Source organism: Paenibacillus sp. NFR01 (assembly GCF_900111565.1).
GTDB lineage: Bacteria > Bacillota > Bacilli > Paenibacillales > Paenibacillaceae > Paenibacillus_AQ.
This window is the reverse complement of sequence record NZ_FOIK01000001.1, coordinates 1,898,653-1,918,740: the sequence shown is the minus strand read 5'-3', so window position 1 is coordinate 1,918,740 and position 20,088 is coordinate 1,898,653. Positions and strand designations below refer to the sequence as shown.

20 protein-coding genes are annotated in these 20,088 nt (G+C 56.6%); 18 read left to right on the top strand and 2 right to left on the bottom strand.

From position 1 onward, the window contains the following. Positions 1-13: 13 nt before the first annotated feature. The 17 genes from BMW84_RS08900 (at position 14) to glpK (ending at position 16,541) form a co-directional block, all read left to right on the top strand. Positions 14-1,267: a bifunctional 3,4-dihydroxy-2-butanone-4-phosphate synthase/GTP cyclohydrolase II gene (locus BMW84_RS08900; RefSeq protein ID WP_091066810.1), complete on the top strand. Its 1,254-nt coding sequence runs from the start codon at positions 14-16 to the stop codon at positions 1,265-1,267. Positions 1,268-1,303: 36 nt separating this feature from the next. After that, entirely contained in the window at positions 1,304-1,771 is a 468-nt protein-coding gene (gene ribE, locus BMW84_RS08895; RefSeq protein ID WP_091066808.1) for a 6,7-dimethyl-8-ribityllumazine synthase, read from the top strand. A 135-nt stretch (positions 1,772-1,906) separates the two neighbouring features. After that, the gene (locus tag BMW84_RS08890; protein WP_091066806.1) at positions 1,907-2,698 is read left to right on the top strand and encodes a segregation and condensation protein A; all 792 of its coding nucleotides are present in this window, start codon (positions 1,907-1,909) and stop codon (positions 2,696-2,698) included. Then, the gene (gene scpB / locus BMW84_RS08885) at positions 2,667-3,266 is read left to right on the top strand and encodes an SMC-Scp complex subunit ScpB (RefSeq protein WP_091066803.1); all 600 of its coding nucleotides are present in this window, start codon (positions 2,667-2,669) and stop codon (positions 3,264-3,266) included. Before BMW84_RS08890 ends, scpB begins: the two co-directional genes overlap by 32 nt. Before the next feature lie 161 nt (positions 3,267-3,427). Then, the gene (locus BMW84_RS08880) at positions 3,428-4,153 is read left to right on the top strand and encodes a DUF2953 domain-containing protein (RefSeq protein ID WP_091066801.1); all 726 of its coding nucleotides are present in this window, start codon (positions 3,428-3,430) and stop codon (positions 4,151-4,153) included. 139 nt (positions 4,154-4,292) lie between these two features. Next, complete coding sequence (gene ytfJ, locus BMW84_RS08875; RefSeq protein WP_091066797.1) at positions 4,293-4,760, top strand: GerW family sporulation protein; 468 nt, start codon at positions 4,293-4,295, stop codon at positions 4,758-4,760. 153 nt (positions 4,761-4,913) lie between these two features. Then, positions 4,914-6,092: a D-alanyl-D-alanine carboxypeptidase family protein gene (locus tag BMW84_RS08870; RefSeq protein ID WP_254772901.1), complete on the top strand. Its 1,179-nt coding sequence runs from the start codon at positions 4,914-4,916 to the stop codon at positions 6,090-6,092. An 18-nt stretch (positions 6,093-6,110) separates the two neighbouring features. Beyond that, the gene (locus BMW84_RS08865; RefSeq protein WP_091066792.1) at positions 6,111-6,749 is read left to right on the top strand and encodes a nucleoside recognition domain-containing protein; all 639 of its coding nucleotides are present in this window, start codon (positions 6,111-6,113) and stop codon (positions 6,747-6,749) included. Between the two features lie 61 nt (positions 6,750-6,810). Beyond that, positions 6,811-7,344 carry a spore maturation protein gene (locus tag BMW84_RS08860; protein WP_091066789.1) on the top strand — a complete coding sequence of 178 codons (534 nt, stop codon included), beginning with the start codon at positions 6,811-6,813 and terminating at the stop codon, positions 7,342-7,344. 694 nt (positions 7,345-8,038) lie between these two features. Then, positions 8,039-8,383, top strand: a complete 345-nt coding sequence (locus tag BMW84_RS08855) for a peptidoglycan recognition protein family protein (protein WP_091066786.1) — start codon at positions 8,039-8,041, stop codon at positions 8,381-8,383. A 19-nt stretch (positions 8,384-8,402) separates the two neighbouring features. Then, positions 8,403-9,161: a pseudouridine synthase gene (locus BMW84_RS08850; protein ID WP_091066785.1), complete on the top strand. Its 759-nt coding sequence runs from the start codon at positions 8,403-8,405 to the stop codon at positions 9,159-9,161. 112 nt (positions 9,162-9,273) lie between these two features. Then, positions 9,274-9,798 (top strand): thiol-disulfide oxidoreductase ResA, encoded by a 525-nt coding sequence (resA, locus tag BMW84_RS08845; RefSeq protein ID WP_091066782.1) that lies wholly within the window; start codon positions 9,274-9,276, stop codon positions 9,796-9,798. Beyond that, positions 9,795-11,468, top strand: a complete 1,674-nt coding sequence (locus BMW84_RS08840) for a cytochrome c biogenesis protein ResB (RefSeq protein ID WP_254772900.1) — start codon at positions 9,795-9,797, stop codon at positions 11,466-11,468. The genes resA and BMW84_RS08840 overlap by 4 nt, the downstream gene beginning before the upstream one ends. Next, positions 11,462-12,721, top strand: a complete 1,260-nt coding sequence (gene ccsA / locus BMW84_RS08835; protein ID WP_175498768.1) for a cytochrome c biogenesis protein CcsA — start codon at positions 11,462-11,464, stop codon at positions 12,719-12,721. The genes BMW84_RS08840 and ccsA overlap by 7 nt, the downstream gene beginning before the upstream one ends. Positions 12,722-12,796: 75 nt before the next feature. Further along, positions 12,797-13,513 (top strand): response regulator transcription factor, encoded by a 717-nt coding sequence (locus BMW84_RS08830; RefSeq protein ID WP_091066778.1) that lies wholly within the window; start codon positions 12,797-12,799, stop codon positions 13,511-13,513. Next, positions 13,514-14,956, top strand: a complete 1,443-nt coding sequence (locus tag BMW84_RS08825; protein ID WP_091066774.1) for a HAMP domain-containing sensor histidine kinase — start codon at positions 13,514-13,516, stop codon at positions 14,954-14,956. Between the two features lie 106 nt (positions 14,957-15,062). Then, the gene (gene glpK / locus BMW84_RS08820) at positions 15,063-16,541 is read left to right on the top strand and encodes a glycerol kinase GlpK (RefSeq protein WP_091066771.1); all 1,479 of its coding nucleotides are present in this window, start codon (positions 15,063-15,065) and stop codon (positions 16,539-16,541) included. Between the two features lie 141 nt (positions 16,542-16,682). Here the strand turns inward: glpK and BMW84_RS08815 are convergent, their stop codons facing one another. Together BMW84_RS08815 and BMW84_RS08810 are read right to left on the bottom strand one after the other, a co-directional pair. Continuing rightward, positions 16,683-17,933 carry a methyl-accepting chemotaxis protein gene (locus tag BMW84_RS08815; RefSeq protein WP_091066769.1) on the bottom strand — a complete coding sequence of 417 codons (1,251 nt, stop codon included), beginning with the start codon at positions 17,931-17,933 and terminating at the stop codon, positions 16,683-16,685. Positions 17,934-18,038: 105 nt separating this feature from the next. Beyond that, a complete protein-coding gene (locus tag BMW84_RS08810) occupies positions 18,039-19,019 on the bottom strand; it encodes a helix-turn-helix transcriptional regulator (RefSeq protein WP_091066767.1) in 981 nt (326 codons plus the stop codon). A gap of 178 nt (positions 19,020-19,197) precedes the next feature. On the opposite strand from BMW84_RS08810, the gene BMW84_RS08805 reads away from it, so the two are divergent. Beyond that, positions 19,198-20,043, top strand: a complete 846-nt coding sequence (locus tag BMW84_RS08805) for an SDR family NAD(P)-dependent oxidoreductase (protein WP_091066765.1) — start codon at positions 19,198-19,200, stop codon at positions 20,041-20,043. Positions 20,044-20,088 lie beyond the last annotated feature (45 nt).

The window sequence follows — 20,088 nt, the reverse complement described above, 5'->3', positions numbered from 1 at the left end:
GGAGGACCGAACCATGAGTGAGGAAGCGAAGCAAGGGCGCGTGCTGGATCCCATTGAGGACGCGATTTACGATTTGATGCGCGGCAAAGTCATTATTGTCGTTGACGACGAAGACCGCGAGAACGAAGGCGATTTTATCGCACTCGCAGAGAAAGCGACGCCGGAAGTCATTAATTTCATGATCAAGGAAGGCCGCGGACTCGTCTGCCTGCCGATTACGCAGGAACGTGCCGAAGAACTGGATCTTTCGCCGATGGTGACTCACAACACTGACAACCACGGCACAGCTTTTACGGTGTCTATCGACCATATCAACACCACCACCGGAATATCGGCCGGCGAACGCTCGATGACGATCAAAGCGATTATGGACCCGGACGCCAAGGCTTCCGACTTCCGCAGACCGGGGCATATGTTTCCGCTGATCGCCAAAAAGGGCGGCGTTTTGCGGCGCTCGGGCCACACGGAGGCGGCAGTCGATCTGGCCCGCATGTGCGGCGCCTATCCGGCCAGCGTTATCTGCGAAGTGGTGAAGGAAGACGGCGAAATGGCCCGCCTGCCGGACCTGATCGAAATCGCTAAGAAACATGATCTCAAGCTGATCAGCATCAAGGACTTGATCCATTACCGCAATGAAAAGGAACATCTCGTGACCCGCGAGGTATCGGTGAACCTGCCGACTGATTTCGGCGTGTTCCAGACCATTGCCTACACGAACGAGGTGGACGACAAGGAGCATGTGGCGCTTGTCAAAGGCGATATTTCCGGCGATGAGCCGGTGCTCGTCCGCGTGCATTCCGAATGCCTGACCGGCGACGTGTTCCATTCCCACCGCTGCGATTGCGGCCCGCAGTTTGAAGCGGCGCTGCGGCAGATCGAAGAGGCCGGCAGCGGCGTGCTGCTCTACATGCGCCAGGAAGGCCGGGGCATCGGGCTGATCAACAAGCTGCGGGCTTACAAGCTGCAGGAGGAAGGGCTGGATACCGTGGACGCCAACCTGAAGCTGGGCTTCCCGGCGGATCTTCGCGATTACGGCATCGGCGCGCAAATCCTCAAGGATCTGGGCATCCGCAAAATCAAGCTGATGACGAACAATCCGCGCAAAATCAAAGGGCTTGAGGGCTACGGACTGGAAGTCGTGGAACGCGTGCCGATCCAGATGCCGGAGAACAAGGATAATACGAAATACCTGCACACCAAGCAGGAGAAGCTAGGCCATCTGCTGTCGTTTGACAACATCGAGCAGAACGAGGATTCGAAAAATTAATATATCCTACTTACTAATGAAAGGTTGATGAATGTAATGCCGAACTATTTTGAAGGACATTTAGTATCCGAAGGGTTAAAATACGGGGTTGTCGTAGGCCGTTTCAACGAGTTTATTACCAGCAAGCTGCTGTCCGGGGCACTCGACGCCTTCAAGCGTCACGGCGTGGCCGACGATGAAGTGGATGTGGCCTGGGTTCCCGGCGTATTCGAAATTCCGCTGATTGCCCAAAAAATGGCCGAAAGCGGCAAATACGACGCCGTCATCACGCTTGGCACCGTTATTCGCGGATCGACGACGCATTATGATTATGTGTGCAACGAAGTGGCCAAAGGCGTCGCGGCGATCAACCTCAAGACCGGCATTCCAACGATTTTCGGCGTGGTGACCACCGAGAACATCGAGCAAGCCATCGAGCGCTCCGGAACGAAAGCCGGCAATAAAGGCTGGGACGCGGCGACTGCAGCCATTGAAATGGCGAACCTGAACAAACAGTTCAAATAAGCTCCCCTCTTGACGAACCGGCTGAAATCGTGCTTATTTATTAGTATGGGAAGAAAGTCTGGACGATAGAACCTTTCTACTTGTGTAGCGCCCTCTGCGGCGCTGCACTTTACTTTTTTAGCGGGAGGAAATCGTGTGACGGTATTGTACAAGCTGGAGACGTTCGAAGGTCCGCTCGATCTGCTCTTGCATTTGATAGATAAGGCGGAAATCGACATCCAGGACATTCCGGTCAGCGAGATCACCGAGCAGTACATGGATTATTTGCAGAGCATGCAGGAGCTGGAGCTGGATATCACCAGCGAATTTTTGGTGATGGCCGCTACGCTTTTATCCATTAAAAGCAAGATGCTGCTGCCCAAACCGCCGGTCATCGAGTTCGAGGATTTCGAATATTACGACGAGACGGATTTGGATCCGCGGGCCGAACTGGTGGAGCGACTGATCGAATACCGCAAAATCAAAAGCATTGCCGTGCAGCTTATGGATATGGAAAGCGAACGGAGCCTGATTTTTACGAAAGAGCCGGAGGATCTCGGTTCGTTTGTGCCGACGCAGCTGGAGAATCCGCTTAAGGGGCTGCATACCGCCGACTTGATCGCCGCCTTCCGCAAGGCGCTTAGCAAAGCGGCCCGCCGGTCGTCCTACCAGCGGATCACCCGGGACGAAATCTCCGTCAAAGACCGGATCCGCGAAGTTTCGGAAGCCCTGCGGAGCAAGGGGGCGGGCGGACGTTTGCGCTTCTCGGCGCTGCTGCATGATGAAATGGCCCGCCATGAGATCGTCGCCACCTTCCTGGCCATTCTGGAGTTGATGAAGATGAAGGCGATTTACTGCTACCAGGAGAAACTGTTTGACGACATCGTGATGGAATGGAGAGGAGGAGACGACTTCAGTGGATTACAAAACGCTGAAATCAGTTATTGAGGGACTGCTGTTCCTATCGGGAGATGAGGGCTTGTCGGTCCGGCAAATCGCCGAGATTACCGAGCAGCGTCCAGAGCTTGCCGCAGGTGCACTTGAAGAGCTGCGGGAGGATTACAGCCTGCAGGAGCGGGGCCTTCAGGTCGTGCAGATCGCCGGCAATTACCGGCTCGCGACGCTGCCGGAGCATGCGCCGTATTTTGAACGGCTCGCCTATTCGCCTTCCCGCTCAACCTTATCCCAAGCTGCGCTGGAGACGCTGGCAATCATTGCCTACCGGCAGCCGATCACCCGCGTGGAGATCGAGGAGATCCGCGGCGTGAAATCCGAACGGGCGATACATACGCTCAGCAACAAAGACCTGATTCAGGAAGTCGGCCGGGCGGAAGCTGTCGGACGGCCGATTTTGTACGGGACGACCAAGTCGTTTCTGGACAGCTTCGGGCTGGCCAGCCTGAAGGAGCTTCCGGAGCCGGCCAACTTCGAATTAACCGACAATCTGGAAGAGGAGACCCAACTGCTTTTCAGCAAGCTTGACCAGCAGATGACATTTGAAGATATGGATTCCTGACAACTGCACTCATTACACCGTATAACCGCCGCCGGATGCCCGTCATCCGGACGGCGGTTTTTATTTTCATGAACATCGGCGCCGCTGTCTCGAATGATTGCCCGGCCTTAATGCCATACTAACCCAAGATACCGATTAGATGGCAGCTTGGAGGTATACCTGTGGCGATATGGCTTATCGTGGTGCTGATCGTACTTTCTATCTTGGTTCTAGCGATCATTCTGGCATTGTCCTCATCCATCTCTTTTCACTTCCGGTTATGCCGGGTCGGCAAGGACGACCGGATTGAGCTGGATATCCGGGCGCTTTATGGCCTGATCAAATTTCATTACGAGCTGCCGAAAGTCATTTTCGAGGGCATGGTCAAAGGAATGAAGATCAAGCTGGAAGAGAGCGGACAGGGACCGCTCAAGAAAGAGAACGAAAGTGCACTGCAGATTGACAAAGAGAAGATATCGGATTGGCTGGATCAAGTCAAACAGGCGCTTAAAGCCACTCGTGGGCTCAAACGCTGGAGCAGAAACATACTCGGCCATGTCGATATCACTACGCTGGATTGGTCGACCGATTTTTCGCTGGGGGACTCCGCATCGACGGCGACGGCAGCAGGTGCGCTCTGGGCCGTGAAATGCACCGCTGTCGGTTGGTGCTCGCAATTCGTCCGATTGAAAATCAAGCCCCGGTTGTTTGTCGTGCCCGTCTTCGAGGATGCGCTCCGTTTCTCCACGGTGATGGAATGCGAGGGCAAGCTTTCGTTCGGCTATCTCGCATTTTCCGGCCTTGCGCTGCTGCGGCGGATTACGGCAGTGAAGGGCGGGCTTGCCGCGTGGAGGCGGCTGCTGAAACGGCCGGCACAAGGCCGTTCCCCCGCCGGGTCGCCCCATTAAATCGGATACGCCGGGCGCCGCCGTCAAACATCCTGCTCCTGCTCCCTGCCCCTTCGGCCAACCGATACATACTCTTTCCTGCGGTTGCGCATAATACTGACAGCGTGAAGAACATCCAGGACAAATAGGAGGATTAATCATGAGTGATCATCCCATTCAAGGGCTAATGCAGACCGCAATGGAAAATATCAAAGGCATGGTAGACGTCAACACCATCGTTGGTGATCCTGTCAATACGCCGGACGGAAGCGTCATTCTCCCGATCAGCAAGGTCGCCTTCGGTTTTGCAGCCGGGGGGAGCGACTACCGCGTAGAAGATGATTCGCCAAGTGTGAACGGTTCCGGCGGGGTCAAGCTGCTCCCGTTCGGCGGCGGCAGCGGCGGCGGCGTATCCATCCGCCCGATCGCGTTTCTGGTCGTGGGTAAGGAAGGCGTAAACATCGTACCTTTGGACAATCAAACCCATATTTTCGAAAAACTCATCGACGCTACCCCAACGCTTATCGACAAAATCCAAGGAATGTTCCAGGGCGGCGAACCGGTCGGCGCAGAAATCGTGCATACGCATGGGCATGAGGACAAACGCGAGGTTTTCCCGAGTATTTAAAAGCAGAAGCGATGTACCTCAGGATGACGCCAAAAGGCGTCGTCCTTTTTTTATGAGGTGCCGTTCCTATGTTTGCCGGGATACGATAAGCGGACATACCTGCAGGAAGACATGCATACACTTGTACCATCAAGGATAAGCCGGAGGATGAACATGAAGAGAATATCGAGAAAAATGCTGTCCGCATTCGCGCTGTTCACACTGCTTATGGCGCTTGTTCCGCTCTCTCCGCTGCGGGCGGAGAACCGCACGGTCTCCACGAATGCCCGGGCCGCAGCCCTGATCGACGTGACGTCGGGACGTATCCTGTACAGCAGCAGGGGAGACGAGCCGATGCTCATCGCCAGCCTGACCAAAATCATGACGGCGATTGTTGCCATCGAAAACAGCGATCTCTCCTCGATGGTTAAAGTCAGCAAAAACGCCTCCGGAAAAGAAGGCTCTTCCCTCTATTTAAAGCAAGGCGAAGAGATGACCCTCGAGAACATGCTGTACGGCCTGATGCTGCGTTCCGGGAACGATGCGGCAACGGCCATTGCCGAGCATGTCGGCGGGTCGGAAGAAGGATTCGTGCACTTGATGAACGCCAAGGCGGAGGAGCTGAACCTGAAGCATACGCATTTTGCCAACCCGCATGGGCTGGATGCAGAAGGGCACTATTCCAGCGCCAACGATCTGGCGGTGTTGACCGCCTATGCGCTGCATAATCCCGTGTTTGCCGAAATCGTGAAGACGAAAGAGAAGACGGCGGACAATCCGAACGAAGCCTGGGATTACAAATGGAGCAACAAAAATAAAATGCTGCGGCTGTACGAAGGCGCAGACGGGGTCAAAACCGGATATACGAAAAAAGCGCTGCGCTGCCTCGTCAGCTCGGCCACCCGCGGCGGGCAGCAGCTCGTGGCGGTGACGATCAACGACGGCAACGACTGGAACGACCATATGTCTCTGCTTGATTTCGGATTTAACCATTATCCGCTCAAAACGCTGGTGGAACGCGGAGAGGGGGTCAGCGGCTACGATCTCGCGGCCGGCAAGACGCTCGCTTATCCGCTGGGGCAAGGCGAGGAAGACCGGATCGTGACCCGGATGGTGCTGCAGGAAGCGAACGCCTCCCGTGCCGCCGATACAAGCTTCGGGCTGAAGGGGATGCTGGTGATCCAGCTGGGCGGCAAGGATATCGGCCGGGTTCCGCTTTACGCACGGGATCAGCTACCGCCGCTGGTTGCACCGAAGCGGAACGAGCCGGCGAGCGCAGAGGCTTATTCAGCCGATAACTGGCTGGAGGCGCTGGGCAGCACGTTTAAGGCGCTGTTTCACGTCGGTTCCTAAAAGAGAGGAGGGCGGACGATGATCAATGTGATATGGCTTGGCATGATCGTGATCGGCTTTGTCTTCGCCGCCGTCAACGGGAGAATGGATGCCTTTACCGCCGCGCTGTTCGACGGGGCCAAAAGCGGGGTGACGGTCAGTTTTGGCCTGATCAGCGTGCTCGTCTTTTGGCTGGGGCTGATGCGGGTCGCTGAAGATGCCGGTTTGCTGCGTAAAATCGCCAAACTGCTTGGGCCGGTTGTTGCTTTCCTGTTCCCGGACGTGCCGAAGGGCCACCCGGCCATCGGTTACATTCTGTCCAATATGAGCGCCAACCTACTCGGTCTCGGCAATGCCGCGACGCCGATGGGAATCAAGGCGATGCAGGAGCTGCAGACGCTCAATCCTGACAAGGAGACGGCAACGCCGGCGATGTGCACGCTGCTGGCGCTGAATACCGCCAGCATTACGCTGATTCCGGCCACGCTGATCGCGATCCGGCTGAATTACGGATCGGCGAATCCGGCCGGCATTGTCGGCACGACGCTGGCGGCGACTGCGGTGGCGACGTGCGCGGCCATCTTGGCCGACCGGCTGTGCCGCCGTTTCGCCTTGCGGCACCGGCCGCCGAAGCCCCCGGCGGCAGGGCCGCCGCAAGGCGCAGACCGGGCGGCTTAAGGGCAATAAGGGCACCTGTTGTGGCGGGTGCCCCTTTATTTTGGAGGAGAGGATGAGTCCGATGCTTGAGCTGATCAGCCTGATCTCGGCCTGGGCGATCCCGGTCATGGTTACCTTTATTCCGCTGTACGCTTATTCGCGTAAAGTGCCGGTCTATGAGTCCTTTGTCGAGGGGGCCAAGGACGGTTTCGGTACGGCGATCTCGATTATCCCTCATCTGGTGGGCATGCTCGTGGCCATCAGCGTATTCCGTGCGTCCGGCGCGCTTGATTTCCTGATGGGCTTTATCGCACCGGCGCTGAAGAGCCTTAACGTGCCGGCCGAGGTGCTGCCGCTGGGCCTGCTGCGCCCGCTCACCGGCACCGGCTCGCTCGCTTATACCACCGATCTGATCCGCGTCCATGGACCGGACTCGCTGATCGGGTTGATTGCCTCCACCATACAAGGCAGCACCGACACGACGCTGTACGTACTGACCGTCTATTTTGGCGCCGTCGGCATCCGCAATGGCCGGTATGCGCTCAAGGTGGGCCTCTTTTCCGATATTGTCGGGTTTGTTGCGGCGATCGTCATCTGTCTCATTGCGTTTGGATGAAGGAGGGCAGAGCGTGCTGACCCATTTTGACCGGTCACTTATCAACGGTGCAACCCAAACCGGTGTAGGTGTGCCATTCATCCGCTACTTCCTCTATTCCAGCTAACTGATACATCCGCTACTTCCGCTATCAGCTATACCAGCCATGCCAGCCATATCCGCTCTAGCCGATGTATCTGCAATCAAAATGCCCTGCCCTGCACCTTGTACAATGGAAACGGCGAAAAAACGGCCAAAATATGTCTTCGTTGTATTTCGTGCAATGGAATTCCGCCAAAACATCAAATATGGCCTGATTTTCGAATTTTCGTTGTACAGAATACAACGCAGCTGAATAAAGGGCCCGCTTTGGAGCGAATCCGTTGCACAAAATGCAATGAAGCCCGATAGAACGCACAAATGTTAACACTCGGATTTAACCTGCCGACCCCGTTAGAAGGCTCTTGATCCGCCCAGGCTCTACGTCCGGCTTATCACCCCGCACGTCCAGGCTCTCACCCGACCCGTTTCTTCAGTTCCCCCAGGCTCCCCGCCCGGCACATCTCTCAGCTAACCAGGCTGCCCAGGCCCTCTTAGTCCCTTCACCGCTGCCGTACCTGCCTCTCCGCCTGCAAACAATTCAAATCCGGGCCGTCACCCCGGGTTCCTCCGCTTCATATGCTATCCCAGCATCACGGAAGGAGGCCGGTACGGATTGGAGTATAAAGGATTTATTGTGCATCATTCGCGCTGTTCCTCGATTAACGGCAAAGGGTTCGATTTTTGGGTAGATTTGAACGGGGAGATTGTCGCGGCACCGCTGCTGACCGACCCGGATTATATTCATATTTGTCTGGAGGGCGATTACGGGGCGGAGGCTGCCCTGCCGCCGCCGGATGCGCGTCGCAAGCAGCTGTTCGCCGCTTCCAAGCTCGTGGTCGAGCTGTCGAAGCGCTTTCGCATCGCCCCGCTGCTGGTGGAACCGCACGGCGAATCATGCCCGGGGTCTTTTTTTCCTTGGAATGAGCTTGTGATTTATCCTTCGGGTGGGTATCATTAACCTGAGGTGACTGTCGAAAATGGAAAGATTACAAAAAATTTTGGCGCAGGCAGGCGTAGCGTCAAGACGGAAATGCGAAGAACTCATTCTGGCGGGCAAAGTGGAGGTTAACGGTGAGATCGTAACCGAGATGGGCACAAAAGCGGACCCCGAGCAGGATATCATTAAAGTCTCCGGCAAGCCGATCCGGGGCGAGAATAAAATCTATATTATGTTCAACAAACCCAAAGGCGTCATTACGAGCGCTTCCGACCCGCATGGGCGGAAAATCGTAACCGATTACTTGAAGGGCATCAAAGAACGGGTATACCCGATCGGCCGGCTGGATTACGATACGGAAGGTTTGCTGCTCCTGACCAACGATGGGGAGTTCGCCAATCTGCTGACCCATCCGAAGCATCACGTTCCCAAAACGTACCTTGCCACGGTGAAAGGCGTGCCGCATGGTACGGCGCTGGACAAGCTGAAGGCCGGCGTCAAGCTGGAGGACGGCATGACCGCGCCCGCCGAGGTCGAGTACAAGGATATTGATGAGGACAACAAGCAGTCGGTCATCAGCATCACGATCCATGAAGGCCGTAACCGCCAGGTGCGCCGCATGTTTGACGCAATCTCCCATCCGGTCATCCGGCTGAAGCGGATTTCCTTCGGGGATATTCTTTTGCAAAATTTGAAGCGCGGCACGTACCGCCATTTGACCAAAGATGAGATCAATCATCTGCGGCAGATCGCGAAAGCGGGAATGCTCAAAAACAATCCGCTGCGTAAGGACACATAAAGTTCACAATTGCCCCCTCCTAAAACTGTGACAATATTCGTTATAATGTTCATAGGATGTTCACACTTAACAACTATCGTAATGAGTTGCGTCACAGAAGGGGGCTTCGCGTGTGGGCAAAGCGAGAAAGCCGATTCAAATCGTGATTCTGTTCCTGATTGTTTTATTTGGTGGATATGCGATTGCTTCCTCGGTGATGGGCGGAGACGGAAGTCTCAAGGAAGGCAGCAAAGCGCCCGATTTCGAGCTGCTTGGTCTGGATGGCCAGACCCATTCATTAAAGGAATACAAGGGCAAAGCCGTGGTGCTCAATTTTTGGGGCTCCTGGTGCGCGCCCTGCGTCAAAGAAATGCCTGCTCTGCAAAAACAGTGGCAGAAGTGGAAGGAACAAGGCGTAGTCGTGCTGGGCGTCAACGTCGGGGAAGACCGGATGACGGTGGAGAATTTCGTCAAGCAGGTCGACATCGACTTTCCGGTGGTCATGGATACCGGGCGCGACGCGGTACGCAGCTATGGCGTATCTCCGCTTCCGACCACTTTTTTTATCAATGCGAAAGGGAAAGTGGACAGCATTCATATCGGACAGCTTGATCTTAGCTCGCTTGAAGGGCAAATCGGAAAGCTGGTGGCGAAATGAAGCAGCCGTTGATCACCAACACGAAATGCGAATGCGGACATCAGAATCCCGTCGGCACCGTGCTGTGCGAGGCCTGCGGCAAACCGCTTGACGAACGGCTCGAAGGCGATCTGGAAATGCGTTATGACGGCGTGGCCCGCCGCTCACAGCGGGTAAATCCGGGCATCATCGACCGGGTGTGGAACTTTTTCTCTTCGGTCAAAATCGCGATTTACCTGATCGTGCTGACGCTGCTGGGTTCGACGCTGGGGACGGTTTTTCCTCAGGAAAGCACTTTTCTGAACATTGATGCTTCCACCTATTATAAAGAAACGTACGGAACCGCCGGTGATATCTATTATAAACTCGGCCTTTCGCATACGTATTCTTCCTGGTGGTTCGTCACGCTGCTGGTGATGATCGGCGCATCGCTGGTCATTTGCAGCCTGGACCGCGTGCTCCCGCTTTATAAGGCGCTTACCCGCCAGAAGATCCGCAAGCACCGTCAGTTTTTGACCCGGCAGAAGGTGACGCTGGTCACCCCGCTGGATGCCGAGCCCGCAGCCTGGGTATCCTCCATGGCCGACACGCTCCGGCGCAAACGCTATAACGTTAAGACAGACGGGGATTCGCTTCTTGCCGAGAAGCACCGTTTCAGCCGCTGGGGACCATATGTCATACATATCGGCCTGATCGTGTTTCTGCTCGCCGTGCTGGCGAGAGGGCTGCCGGGACTGTATATGGACCAGCATCTCGCTTTTCCCCAAGGAGAACCAACCAAAATTCCGGAAACAAGCTATTATTTGAGCAATGAAAAATTTACCGTAGAGTTTTACACCGATGCAGAGATGCCCGAAGAATTCCGCGGCAAAAAGGTGCTGCCGAAGCTGTTCGAAACGGCGGCGGTGCTGTACGAATGTACGGCGGATTGCGGGAATCCGGCCAAGGAGCCGCAGCTTACCGAAGTGGCGCGCCACGACATCAAGGTGAATTCGCCGTTAAGCTACAACGGAATGAAAGCGTATCAGTTTGACTATAACCTGACGCCGATCCTCCGCTCCGTGCAGCCGCAGCTGGTGGATTCGCAGACGGGAGAGTCCTACGGGAAGTTCAAGCTGGAGATGAAAAATTCGCAGCGCACGTACCAAGTAGGCCCCTATACGCTGGAACTGAAGGAAAAATACATGGATTTCGGCCTGGACGACGAGGGCAAACCGGTCTCCAAATCGCCGAATCCGAACGCGCCGGCTTTTCTGTTTGTAATCAAAGGGCCGCGGCTTCCGGCCGAAGGACAGCAATATTTCTATTTTCCGAAGCAGGTGGACCAGGAGCAGTTTCAGCAGCAGGCGATCAATGACAAACTGGCCGGCGCCGAACGCTTTTTGGAGCTGGACGTGACGGACATGGCGGATGTCGATTTTGCCGAGTCCACTTCCTATCTCAATATCCGGGTCGACCGGGCAATGCCCTTTGTCTGGATCGGGGCAGGCATCGTGATGCTGGGGCTGGTGCTCGGATTCTACTGGCAGCATCGCCGCATCTGGCTGACGGTGGATCAAGGCGAGCTTGTGCTCGGCGGGCACACGAACAAAAACTGGTTCGGTTTCCGGCGCGAGATTGTGCAGCTGCTGGGCAAGATGGACCTGAACGTCGATGACAAATCATTGGGTGGCGGGGGAGGCCAATCATGATGCTTACATTCAGCAGTAATGTCTTCATTGCCGCATTTTTCTTATACAGCGGCTCGTTCATGTTGTATACGATCGCCATCATGGGGCGGAAGTGGTCCGGCCGCAAGCCGGAAGAACACAGTGCCCGCTTCGGGCGGATTGCCTTCATCGCTTCATCGCTCGGCTTGTTGTGCCACCTGGCCTATTTCGTTACCCGCTGGATCGGGGCGGGGCATATCCCGGTCAGCAATATGTATGAATTCATGACCTTTTTATCGATGATGGTGATGGTTGCCTTTACCGTGATTTTCATCTTGTACCGCAAAATCATCCTGGGCATGTTTGCCGTTCCAGTCTCAATTATCATTATGGCGTACGCGGCGGTATTTCCCCAGGAGGTACAGCCGCTGATCCCTTCGCTGCAGTCCATTTATCTCAACATTCACGTGACACTGGCCGCGCTGGGCGAATCCTTTTTCGCGATCGGCTTTGCCGCCGGATTGATGTATCTGCTGCGGACTGTGGACTTTAATCCGAAGACAGGTAATCGCCGGCAGCAGCGGCTTGTTGAATTTACGCTGTTCACCATCCTGGTTATCATCGGATTTCTCGGTTCGGTGTTCGCATTCCGGGCGGGTGGATATGAATCTGTTTTTGTCTCTTCGAACGTTACGATTGACAGCCCCGGGCAGGATGATAGTACAATAGAGAGAGTGAGTTATAAATTGCCCCCAATTGTCGCACCCTACCAGAGCGATATTGAGCGCTTTCAGCCGTTTTTAGGGCTGGATCAACCGCTTTTTGAAGCCCCTTCGTGGATGAACGGCGAGAGCGCCGGGCGCAAGTTCAACACCGTGCTCTGGTCGCTGATTTCGGGCCTCTTTCTCTATGGGCTTTTACGACTAATCACCCGCAAACCGCTGGGACGCGCGCTCCATCCAGTGCTCGACGGCATCGACGAACAGGATCTCGACGAAATTACGTACCGGGCGATTGCGATCGGATTTCCGATCTTTACCCTCGGCGCGCTGATATTTGCGATGATCTGGGCGCAGATCGCCTGGGGCCGGTTCTGGGGCTGGGATCCGAAGGAAGTCTGGGCCCTCGTCACCTGGTTGTTTTACAGTGCTTATCTGCATCTCCGGCTGGCCCGCGGCTGGCAGGGACGCAAATCGGCATGGCTGGCCGTACTCGGCTTTTTGGTTGTAATGTTCACCCTGGTTGGCGTTAATCTGGTCATCGCCGGACTCCATTCGTATGCCGGTACGGACTAAAGATCACATTAATGGTAATGCAGGTCATGAAATAGGGTAATGTTCTAGTGTATTTGATGAAGGGGTTGTTGTGAGATGGCAGAGCATTTGAACAGAATTCTGGTGGTGGATGACGAGGAGCGCATCCGCCGCCTGCTCAAAATGTATCTTGAAAAAGAAGGCTACGAGATCGACGAAGCCGAAGACGGCGAGATTGCTCTGCGCAAAGCGACGGCCAACGATTACGGGCTGATCCTGCTTGATGTCATGCTGCCCGGGATTGACGGGATCGAGGTGTTAACGCGGCTGAGAGGCGTGAAATCGACACCGGTTCTCATGCTGACCGCCAAAGGCGAGGAGATTAACCGGGTGCAGGGCTTCGAGATGGGCGCCGACGATTATGTCGTCAAGCCGTTCAGCCCGCGCGAGGTCATCTACCGGGTGAAAGCGATCATGCGCCGGTCCTCTGCGACTGCGTTCCTGTCCAAAGAAATCAATTCGAGCAACAATATCGTATTTCCGCACCTGGTCATTGAGCATGACGCCCACCGCGTCACCGCCGGCGGCCAGGAGGTCAGCCTGACGCCGAAGGAGTACGAGCTGCTGCATTATTTGGCCGTATCCCCGGACAAGGTGTTCTCGCGCGAGGAACTGCTGAAGGATGTATGGAATTACGAGTTTTTCGGCGATCTGCGGACCGTCGATACGCATGTGAAGCGGCTTCGCGAAAAATTGAATAAAGTTTCACCGGAATCGGCAGCGATGATCACCACCGTTTGGGGAGTCGGCTATAAGCTTGAGGTCCCGAAATAAGTGAACTTCTGGAGGAGCCTTGTCGGCAAACTGTGGATCACGATCATCTGCCTTGTCGCTGTCGTGCTCATTACGCTCGGGCTTTTCCTGCTGCCCTACATCGACAGCAACTTCGCCAATTCCGGGGCGATCAAACGTTTGTTTCTGTATACCTGCATGATCGGCTTTTCGTTGACGACGTTTTTTGCCCTGTTCCTATTTACAAAAATCACTCAGCCGATGCAGCAGGTCATTGAAGCGGCCAATAACATCCGCAAGGGCGAGTATGGTACCCGCCTGAAGCTGATGACCAGCGATGAAATCGGTCAGCTGGCTACCTCCTTCAATCATATGGCCGCCGAGCTGGAAGCCAATATCCGCAGCCTCAACCATGAAAAAGCTCATCTGTCGAGCGTGCTGCGCAGCATGAGCGACTCTGTCATTACCTTCGACACGGAAGGCAACGCCATCCTGACCAATCCGCACGGCCAGCATCTGCTGGAAGCCTGGGCAGGTCTGGACGGGGAGGAAGCAGAAGGCGAAGAAGCCGGGACAAAGCTGGCGGCCGCTGCTTTGGCGGTGCCCGCACCGCTGCGCACATTGTTTGCGCAGACGCTGAGCGAAGGCCGGGACCAGCGCGCCAATGTGCATGTGCGGCAAGGAGCATGGTCGGTGCATATGGCCCCGCTCTACGTGGAGAATCAAATCCGCGGCGCGGTGGCGGTGCTGCGCGACGTGACCGAGGAAGTTCGGCTCGAGAAGATGCGGACCGACTTTGTGGCCAACGTCTCGCATGAGATCCGCACACCGCTGTCGATGATGCAGGGCTACAGCGAAGCGCTGCTCGATGGCATGGCGACTTCGCCGGAAGAGAGCAGCGAGCTGGTGCAGGTCATCTATGACGAGTCGCTGCGCATGGGGCGGCTGGTCAAGGATCTCCTGGACCTGGCACGCATGGAAGCGGGTTATACGGACACGGCCAAAGCGGAAGTCAATATGAGCGAACTTCTGGAGCGGATCTTCCGCAAGTTTTCGGTCCGGGCGAAGGAACGGGACATTCGCCTGACGCTGGAGAAGCCGGACGGCATTCTTCTGCTGAAGGCCGCGGATGAAGACAAGCTGGAGCAGGTACTGACGAACCTGCTAGACAATGCGTTCCGGCATACGCCGGCCGGCAAAGCGATCGCGATTGCGGCCGGCCATACTGTCCTGGAGGGACGCCGGTACCTGGAGATTGTCATTCGAGACGAGGGCGTTGGCATTGCGGAGGAAGACCTGCCGTTTATCTTCGAGCGCTTTTATAAAGCGGACAAAGCGCGGGTGCGGGGCGAATCCGGGGGAACGGGTCTGGGGCTGGCGATCGTTAAAAATATCGTCGAGGCCCACCGCGGCCTGATCTCCGCAACCAGTAAAGTTGGCGAAGGAACCGCCTTTACGCTGCGGCTTCCTGTCGAAAAACAATAGATTGGAACCAAGGTTGACGGCGCCTCTGCTCGCAGAGGTGCTTTTTGTTGAATCAGCAAGGAAAATCTTGTTCATCGTGGAACATCGTTCCTCAGGAGGTCTTTTCATGATACTGTCACTGGATCAGGGTACCACCAGCTCGCGGGCAATCGTATTCGATACGGATGCCGTGGCGCTGGCGCAAGGACAATACGAGGTCAAGCAGTCGTTTCCACGGCCGGGCTGGGTGGAGCATGATCCTGAGCAAATCTGGGAGGGGCAGCTCGCGGCAGCGCGCGATGCGATCGCAGGAAGCGGCATCTCCGCACAGGATATCACCGCGGTCGGCATCACGAACCAGCGCGAGACGGCGCTGATCTGGGAGCGGACCTCGGGCAAGCCGATTTATCCGGCGATCGTCTGGCAGGACCGCCGGACGGCGGATTCCTGCGAAAGCCTGAAGCGGGAAGGACTGGAGGCAGAAATTTCCGCGAGAACCGGGCTGGTCGTCGACGCGTATTTCTCGGCAACGAAGCTCGCCTGGATTCTGGACCATGTGCCCGGCGCGAGAGAACGGGCGGAGCGGGGGGAGCTGCTGGCGGGAACGATCGACAGCTGGCTGATCTGGAAGCTGACCGGAGGCAAGGTGCATGCCACCGATGTCACCAACGCTTCGCGGACGATGCTGTACAACCTGCGCGAGCGGAAATGGGACGAGACGCTGGCCGGGAAGCTGCGGGTGCCGCTGAATTTGCTGCCGGAGGTGCGCATGTCCGGCGGCGACTTCGGCACGGTGCAGGAGAAATGGTTCGGTGCGGAGATGCCGATCCGCTCCGTGCTGGGTGACCAGCAGGCGGCTCTGTTCGGCCACACTTGCCTGGAAGCCGGCAGCGCCAAAAATACGTACGGCACCGGCTGCTTCATCCTGATGAATACCGGCGCGGACATTGTGGCCTCCAGTCACGGCCTGCTGACGACTGTCGCCTGGGGCATGGGCGACGAGCTGTATTACGCGCTGGAGGGCAGCGTTTTTGTCGCCGGCGCCGCGGTGCAGTGGCTCCAAGAGGGCCTCGGGCTGATCGGCAGCCCGGACGAAGCCGAGGCGAAGGCCCGCGAGGTGGAGGACAGCGAAGGCGTCGTTGTCGTTCCGGCCTTTACCGGTCTAGGCGCTCCGTATTGGGACATGTACGCCAGAGGCGCCGTTTTTGGGCTGACGCGGGGTACGAGCGCCGCCCACATCGTGCGGGCCACGCTGGAGGCGCTCGCCTTCCAGTCGCGCGATGTAATTGGCGCAATGGAGAAGGATGCCGGAATGGCGCTGAAGGAACTGCGGGTGGACGGAGGTGCGGTGCGCAACGACCTGCTCATGCAGTTCCAGAGCGACATCCTCGGCAGCGAGGTGACGCGGACCGCCAACGCCGAGACGACGGCGCTGGGCGCGGCCTTGCTCGCCGGCCTGACCTCCGGCGTCTGGAGCCGCGAGGCGCTCAGCCGGTTCAACCCGGCGGAGCGGGTGTTCGCTCCGGCGATGGAGGAAGCGGAGCGCGAACGGCGGTACCGCGTCTGGCAGGATGCCGTATCGCGGACGATGGGCGATTTTGCCTGAACGGAAATTGGAATGAGCATGATCGGCCTTACGAGAATCATAACCACAATCATCATAATAACCGCAACCACAACGAAGGGGTCTTCCTGCCAGCATTGCGCTGTGCAGGAAGACCCCTTGCCATTTCGCGGAACGGTGAAATCAGAACTTGAAGAAGTGAATCGTTTTTTGCAGCTGGAATACGGCGTTCGTCATCTTTTCGGTTTCTTCGGCGACCGATTGCAGCGCAGTGATCTGCTCGTTCATAGCAGCGGATACCTCTTCGGTACCGGCGGCCGTTTGCTGGGTGATCGCCGAAATGTTCTCGATGGCTCCGGAGATCTTTTGCGCGCTTTCGAGCATCAAATCGCTTTCTGCGGAGAATGCGGCGATCTGCTCGGAAATGAACTGCACGCTTTGCACGATTTGATTGAAGATATTTGCGGTTTCGACAATCAGCTCGTTTTGCACCTGTACGACTTCTTCGTTGATGGCGATATTGGCGACGGCTTGTTTGATGTCGGCTTCAATGCTGCGCACCAGCCCAAATACTTCCTTGGTGGAGGTAGTGGATTCCTCGGCCAGCTTCCGGACTTCCTGTGCGACGACGGCAAACCCCCGGCCGTGTTCTCCGGCCCGCGCCGCTTCGATGGATGCGTTCAGCGAGAGCAGATTCGTCTGTTCGGCGATTTCGGTAATCGTCTTGGCGATCATCGTGATGCCGCGGGCATTCTGCGACAAGGCTTCGATCGTGTCGGCCACTTTCTGCGTTGCCTGGATGTTTTTGCGCATGCCCTCCGCTTGCGTATCGACGGACACCCGTCCTTGCTCAACCAACTCAAGCGTATGTATGGATCGTTGATTCATCTCTTTGGTCGAATGGGTATAATTCGCGACCTTCGTTTCAATTGCCTTGATGGACTCCGTCATATCTGCGATATCGACGGAAATTTCGTTAGCCCCAAGCGCCAGTTCATTGGAGGAGGAGGCCACCTGCGACATAACGATCTTCAAATTCTGGTTTTTGTCTTCAATTCCCCGGCTTGCGTCCATGACCTGGCGGGTAATCTGCGACGCTTCGGTCAGAATCTTCTTCAGCTTGTCGATCATGCTGTTGAAAGACCGGCTGACATCGCCCATGGAGCTGTTTTCATCCGCGCGGGTGGTGAAGTCGCCTTTGGCAATCGTATGCGTCACGTTGGCGAATTCGTCAAACGACGATGTAAGCGTTCTCTCAACAACCCGCGAAAGCGGGTAGGTCAGCGCGCCAAGCACGACGACGAGGATCAGGCCGACGACGATTTTGCCGAGCACCAGCATCGTGATCAGCACCGGGATACCGAACAATGCCGCGATAAGATAACATCCGACCACGATTCTTTGCTTTAATGGAAGCTTGTTCATCCAGTCCATATTGCAAGTTCCCCCTAGAAAAAAAGATAGTCTACTGTCATATTATAGGCGATGATGACGGATGCGGTCTATTGTAATTACTAACATAAAAGATAACTTTATGACTTATTCGGGTTTAGTGTTGCGGATTTCTTCATATAGTGCCGCCGTCTCCTCCAGTTCCCGGACAAGCTGCTGCACCAGCTCGGGCGGAGAGACCGCCTTCAGGCTGCTTCCGAAGGAAAGAATGATCCGGCAGGCGGAATCGAGTGTATGAAATTCGGCCTCGGCCACGCGCCAGCCGGGCGATTCGGCCGTCCGCACCTCCACCAATCGGACGTAACGCTCCTGTTCGAGCAGCTCCAAAGCGGTATCCTTGACCAGCAGTACGGCAGGGTAACGGGGCAGAGAGCTTTTGAATTCAGCCGTAGACTGCTCCCAATACGGAATCAGCGCGAAATCGGCCGGGCGGCGAAAATGCTCTTCCCGCAGACCCGCTTCCGCGATCCGTGAAACACGGTAGGTGCGCAGACTGCCTTCGGTTAACGCGACGACATACCATACCCCGCGCTTAACGACCAAGCCGAGCGGGGCGATGATCCGCTGGCGTGTGGATGCACCTTGGCCGTAAGTAATTTCGGCCAAACGTTCTTCCCAGACCGCCTGCTGCAGAAGCCCGAGCCAAGGGCAGGTTTCGCCGGACGGATGCCAGCCGGTACCGTCGATATAAATGCGGTCGGAGAGAGAAGGAAGGCCTCCAACTGTATTTGACCGCGCCGCGCTGGAGGCCCCCAGCTTCAGCGCGGCGGCGGAGAAATCCTCGGAGGCCCCGAGCGCTTCAAGCACCGAGCGGTCGGCGGCCAGCAGCAGTGAAGCAATCTCGCGCGGCTTCATCCCGTTCAATGACGTCCGGTAACCTTCCGTCAGTCTCCAACCGCCCTCGCGGCCGCGCTCGGCATAGACGGGTATGCCCGCCGCGCTAAGCGCCTCCAGGTCACGGGTGACGGTGCGCTCCGATACCTCAAGCTCCCGGGCAAGTTGGCGCGTACTCATTTTCCCCTGGTTTTGCAGCAATAACAGAACCGATAACAGCCGGTCCGCTCTCATAGAAATCCCCTTTCTTCCACTGGCCGGTAGATGGATACCGCACAGCCGGCTTTACGATCAAGAATAAGTTTATCATACATATATGACACTTGTTGTCTTATATAATCGATACACTGATAAGGTACACAGCCGGAGCGTAAGCTAAGGCTGATTCAGTGACGAAGGGATGAGGGCTGGGATGAAATCATTGCATGGAACAGTCGCGCTGGTTACCGGCGCAAGCCGCGGGGCAGGGCGGGGGATTGCGCTTGAGCTGGCCAAGGCGGGAGCATATGTATATGTCACCGGCCGCAGCAGCGAAGCTTCGCCGGATCGCGCGCGCAAAGAGACGGTGGAGGCTGTAATCGCCGAGATGAAGCAGCTGGGCGGGGAGGGTGCCGCAATCGTCTGCGACCACACGGTTGACGCTGATACAGCCGCAGCGATCCGCCGCATTGGCGAGGAGCAGGGACGGCTGGATCTGCTCGTCAACAATGCCTGGGGCGGCAACCAGCTGCCCATTGATCTGCGGCCGATGTGGGAGCAGCCCGCCGGACATTGGGACAACATGTTTACCGCCGGCGTCCGGGCGCAGCTGATGACCAACCGGTACGCCATTCCGCTTATGCGCAGCGGCGGGACGGCCGGGAAGCTGATCGTCCACACGACATACTGGGAAGATTATAAATACCTTGGCAACTTCTATTATGATCTCTCCAAAAATGCGCTGGTCCGCATGGCGTACGGCTTATCCCGGGAGCTGGCCGCGGATGGCATCGCCGTCATTCCGGTTTCTCCGGGCTGGATGCGTACCGAGCTGGTGCTGGAAAGCCTCAATACGGACGAGGTTCATTGGAAGGGAGTCGCCGAGCTGTCATCCTCCGAATCCACGTTCTACATCGGACGGGCGGTTGCGGCGCTGGCCGCCGATCCGGAGATCATGCGGCTCACGGGGATTCCGCAGCAGGTCGGCAAGCTCGCCGAGTTGTACGGATTCACCGACGTCGACGGACGGCGGGTGCCGCCGTTTGCAGTTCCGGAATAAGCATTGTTGAGGGTATATGTCAGGCAGAAAGCGGCTAGATGGCCC